Origin of the sequence: Aeromonas sp. R1-1, assembly GCF_040908495.1 — a bacterium.
In the GTDB taxonomy this organism is placed as follows: domain Bacteria; phylum Pseudomonadota; class Gammaproteobacteria; order Enterobacterales; family Aeromonadaceae; genus Aeromonas; species Aeromonas veronii.
In genome coordinates, this window is record NZ_JBFODV010000263.1 from 1 (window position 1) to 1,035 (window position 1,035).

The 1,035-nt window shown below is 62.3% G+C and carries 2 protein-coding genes; one reads left to right on the forward strand and one right to left on the reverse strand.

Features of this window, described 5'->3' with window-relative positions:
* Positions 1-852 (forward strand): DEAD/DEAH box helicase (locus AB5Y92_RS17760; RefSeq protein ID WP_368227288.1); only part of this gene is annotated, 852 nt, incomplete at its 5' end.
* Between the two features lie 82 nt (positions 853-934).
* On the opposite strand, the gene AB5Y92_RS17765 is transcribed toward AB5Y92_RS17760, so the two are convergent.
* Positions 935-1,035: integrase core domain-containing protein (locus AB5Y92_RS17765; protein ID WP_155397224.1), on the reverse strand; the 101-nt coding region annotated here is incomplete at its 5' end.

Consider the following 1,035-nt stretch of genomic DNA (forward strand, 5'->3'; position numbering starts at 1 on the left):
CTCTTCTCTGCCACCTTCGCCGACGAGATCCGCGAACTGGCCACCGGTCTGCTGGATAACCCGGCAGTGATCGAAGTGGCCCCGCGCAACAGTACTGCCGAGCGTATCGAGCAGCTGGTGCATCCGTGCGACAAGGCCAACAAGATCGCGTTGCTGAGTCATCTGGTCACCAGCAACAACTGGCAGCAGGTACTGGTGTTCACCCGTACCAAGCACATGGCCAACCGCGTTGCCGAAACCCTTGACAAGAACGGCGTCAGCGCCGCCGCCATCCACGGCAACAAGAGCCAGGGTGCCCGTACTCGCGCGCTGGCCGGCTTCAAGGATGGTAGCGTCAAGGTGCTGGTGGCGACCGACATCGCCGCCCGTGGTCTGGACATCGACAAGCTGCCGCAAGTGGTCAACTTCGAGCTGCCCAACGTGGCAGAAGATTACGTGCACCGTATCGGTCGTACCGGCCGTGCCGGTGCTGCCGGTCACGCCATCTCGCTGGTGGCGGCCGACGAAGGGAAGCTTATCAAGGCGATCGAGCGTCTGACCAAGCAGAACATTCCGTGCGAGCAGGTGGCCGGTTTCGAAGCCTCCCGCGAGACCCTGGATAATATCGCCCGTGGTATCGGCGCGCCGCTGCGCAAAGAGCCCCGCGATCCGAGCGAGCAGCGCCGTGCGCCGCGTCCGCAAGGTCAAGGCCAGCGTCAGGGGGCCGGTCGTTCCGCCTCCAATGGCAATGCGGGTGGTGCCCGTACCGGTAACGGTGGCAAGCCCAAGCCGCAAGGTGGTCAGCGTCCGGCTGATGGCGCTGGCAAACCGGCTCAGGCCCGTCGTCCCCGTCGCGCCAGCCATAACCAGTAAGGGCAAGGAGAGCCACTCTCCCACCCTGATTGGTGTCTAGTCCTGAAATAGGTTTACACATTTTCAACTAGCATTTATCTACTCAGACCCCCCTATGTACCGCATCGGGGGTTCTGTATTTCAACGCATGATGCGGCCGCTCCGCGTTGTAAATATCCACCGCTTCACGCACCATTTCCCGCG